3 protein-coding genes are annotated in these 3,251 nt (G+C 39.2%); all 3 read left to right on the top strand.

The genetic code is table 11. The features are described from left to right. Window positions 1-340 precede the first annotated feature (340 nt). On the top strand, window positions 341-1,351 hold the full coding sequence (locus QCH34_RS09465; protein ID WP_300333295.1) for a GNAT family N-acetyltransferase: 1,011 nt from the start codon (window positions 341-343) through the stop codon (window positions 1,349-1,351). A gap of 465 nt (window positions 1,352-1,816) precedes the next feature. Continuing rightward, window positions 1,817-2,794 carry an ATP-grasp domain-containing protein gene (locus QCH34_RS09460; RefSeq protein WP_300333293.1) on the top strand — a complete coding sequence of 326 codons (978 nt, stop codon included), beginning with the start codon at window positions 1,817-1,819 and terminating at the stop codon, window positions 2,792-2,794. A gap of 137 nt (window positions 2,795-2,931) precedes the next feature. Further along, a partial coding sequence (locus tag QCH34_RS09455; RefSeq protein WP_300333291.1) for a GNAT family N-acetyltransferase occupies window positions 2,932-3,251 on the top strand: 320 nt, incomplete at its 3' end.

The raw sequence follows: 3,251 nt of genomic DNA, 5'->3' as shown, positions 1-3,251 counted from the left end.
CGCAGGACTTTCCTCGATGAATGGTAATGGATAAAACCGACTAATGACGATTGCAGATATTCATACGAGGGAAGAGAACGTCCCGCCATTCAACACATTCATATTTAGTGAAACTTTGGACGCTGAACCTTTCGCACATATCCGTAATGCGGATCAAAAAATCTCATTGGTGGCAATCAATGAACAATATAACGTCACATCTATCCTTTCTCAGGAATGTAAAATACGATCTATTAACAAAGAAGTGTTTTTCCGACGCTAAAAGTCGCTGCTAAAAAGATTTCACATGATTGATATGCGTTGAGATTAATAAGTTTTTATCTAGATAAACAGGTTCGAAATGGCTCAAAAAATTAGTATCGCAACGGAAAACGACGCAGAACAATGGAATGCCGCTGTTGAAAGTGCCCATCACAGCACTCTCTTTCATACATGGAATTGGTTAAAGATCGTCGAGAAACATACAGACACAACCCTCTATCCTCTGATGTGCTATAAAGGAACGACACTCGTCGCTATTTATCCTGTATTCGTTCAAAAAAAGATGCATATTCATGTTGCATTATCTCCAACATCGGGAGCCTATTTACCCTATCTAGGCCCGGTCATTCCAGGCATCGAAGCCATGAAGCAGGACAATAAAGAGAGTCTCTCCCTGTTTGTTCAAGAAGCTGTTGATGATTTCCTATTTTCTCAGCTTAAGTGCAAATACGTAAGAATCAGAACACCTCCTCGCCTAAACGACGCAAGACCTTTCAAGTGGTCAGGATACGAAGTTGATCCGCTTTATACTTACAGGATCAATCTGAAAAATGGCAAAGAACAAGTGTGGGAGGGATTTGAAAAGAAATTGCGAAGTAACATAAAAAAAGCAATCAAAGAAGGAATCAGAATTCAGGCAGGGGGCCGAGAGGATATTGAATTTATCCATAAATCTCTTTCAAACAGAATGACCGAACAAGGGTTATCAACATCAGGGAGTATAGACTACCTGTATGATCTGTTTGACACATTCTACCCTTCCAACATGAAGCTATTCATCGCTCTGTATGAAGGTCAAAAAGTTGCAGGAAATATAGTATTGTTCCACAAAGACGTCGTATATTCATGGGTAGGTCTCTCGAAAAGCGATATAAGGGGATTATCCCCCAATGATCTGGTGCAGTGGGATACAATCACGTGGGCATGCAACAGTGGCTTTGACTACTACGAAATAATGGACGCAGGCGTTGATCCACGACTCAGGCATTTCAAATCAAAATATAACCCTGATATCGAGATCTGGTACTCAGCATTGAAGTATGATTCTTACCACTTAAAACTACTGTCAAACATTCTGAAAAAAACGTAAGAACAATAATTCTACCCAATTTGCTGCTTGGATAAAGCACTTAGATCAGAACTTCATTCGTACAGTGCAAAAATTTTGGTTAACAGATCTTATTGTTTAAACGATCATCAAACGCGATTCGGTGGCTTTATAGCACAGGTGGATGCACCTAATGTTATTCGGTTAGATAGCCACTTGAATATATTTTAATTAATACAATCTGAAAAAAAGAATTTTTCTGATTCATTCCCAGAAAGGGAGGAAGTGTATCTTACTATGGCGAATAAAATGCATGTAATTATTCCCTCAGCTGAAAGTTCTGTAGCCCTCGCAGTTGCGCGATCTCTTGGAAAAAAGGGTATTAAATCAACGTTAATCTCGAGGAAGAATCATGCTATCGCCTTTTATTCGAAATATTGCACCAACAAGGTTGTCTGTAATCACGACATTAACTTTTTCCACAAATTGTCTCAGAACAATATCGTCATGCCACTTGACGAAAAACTTATAGCAATTCTCGCGCAGAAGAAGACGGATTTGAAATGCCAATTGCCTTTCAGCGACTTCTCTGTTCTTTCGAAGGTAATGAATAAAGCGTCATTGATGGAACATGCAATTGAGAATAAAGTCTCATGTCCGAAAACATACTTCGTCGAATCCGTTGATGATATTAATCGGATTAAGAATGAAATTGAATATCCAGTTACAATTAAACCGACCAGAATGTCGGGAGGAAACGGAATTACATTCGTATACGAATCTGATAAACTAAGAGATGCCTATGATTCTGTCCTGAGGCGGTACGGGCCTTCCATTATACAGGAAAAAATCCCATTTTTCGAAAAATATACCGTTGGATGCATCCTCAACAGGGATTCCAAAGTCAGAAGGGTTTGCGTCCTTAAAGAGGCACGGAATTATCCGATTGAGACAGGTCCAGCCTGTTGCATAGAGACGGTGCATCAACCGGATGTTCTGAAAATCAGTATCAAGTTGCTGGAATCGCTTGACTATTATGGGATTGCTGATGTGGATGTCATTATCGATGAAAGGGATGGAAAACCAAAAATAGTGGAGATAAATCCGAGATTCTGGGCATCCATGCAGGCTGCCTTAACCGCCGGTGTTGATTTTCCTTATCTTTTATACAGAATGGTCAATGAAGGAGATCTTGATTTCTCACTTGACTACAAGGTTGGGATTAGGTGTCGAAATATCATATTTAATGACATGCGCCACCTGATCTCAGTATTAAGGGGGGATCATAATCGGGCTTATAAATTAGAAGTACTGTTGGAGTTTATAAAATTTCATCAAGACGACGCGTATTATATTTTTTGTTTAGAAGACATTAAGCCATTTCTTGCGTTTGTTCCTCAAAAAATATATCGAAGTATAATTACCAAAGCAATTGTTAACAACGACATACTGAATGAAGAATCCGGCGAATATTATTTGAGTTAAATTTTTCTAATATTTCGAAGAAGTAATGTTTATGATTAATATTTCCGTTCGACGTCTATGATGCAATTAAATCAGAATTAGGAAAGAATGGATTATTTCAGCCATAGATTTTACGACAAGAATATTGGTGATTCCAGATGGACATCGATTACCGCACACTGGATCCACGCTCAACCAAAGACCTTTGCCAATGGCTGGCTCTGTATGAACGTAGTTTCAATAAACCCGCTTCTGAGAACGCATGGAGATGGAAATACGCTGAAAGTCCATTTGGAAATGGAGAGAAGCACCAGATCTATATAGCAAATTCCGGAAATTCAATTATCGGTTCTCTCTCTCTCATGCCGATGCAACTCTATCTCCAATCCTATGGTGAGAAGGAAATCATACCTTCAGGTCTGGTTACCAATGTAATGGTTCACCCCGATTTTAGAAACAGAGGTATCTTCAGCACGCT

The organism is Methanocalculus sp., from assembly GCF_029762515.1.
Classification (GTDB): Archaea; Halobacteriota; Methanomicrobia; order Methanomicrobiales; family Methanocorpusculaceae; genus Methanocalculus.
This window is presented reverse-complemented; position numbering and strand designations above follow the sequence as displayed.

What these genes read in the sequence shown, in the direction of transcription:
- QCH34_RS09465 (WP_300333295.1), top strand. Translation starts at nt 341, where the DNA reads ATGGCTCAAAAAATTAGTATCGCAACGGAAAACGACGCAGAACAATGG.
- QCH34_RS09460 (WP_300333293.1), top strand. Translation starts at nt 1,817, where the DNA reads ATGCCACTTGACGAAAAACTTATAGCAATTCTCGCGCAGAAGAAGACG.